Source organism: Priestia sp. SIMBA_032, from assembly GCF_046535215.1.
Classification (GTDB): Bacteria; Bacillota; Bacilli; order Bacillales; family Bacillaceae_H; genus Priestia; species Priestia aryabhattai.
On the sequence record NZ_JAWRXD010001575.1, the window covers coordinates 1 to 235 of the forward strand.

1 pseudogene is annotated in these 235 nt (G+C 38.7%); it reads right to left on the bottom strand.

What is annotated here, in order from left to right:
- Positions 1-235: pseudogene (locus SB717_RS39590) on the bottom strand (DAK2 domain-containing protein); the annotation flags it as partial.

Here is a 235-nt window from a genome sequence, read left to right on the forward strand (position 1 = left end):
CTTGGATTCATCGTTTGACCACCTTCGATAACTTTCGTTGCGCCGATGCTCTCAAATAAAGTTTTAATACCAGACCCCATTGCCACAGTTACGATACCATATGGTTGTTTTTCTTTCGATTGAGCTGGTTGTTCAGGAACCATAGCAGGTTCATCTAATAAAGCAGTATGCTGTTCACGCATATTTTCTACTTTAATCTTAATTAAACTACCGTATTTTTGCCCGTAGTTCATAG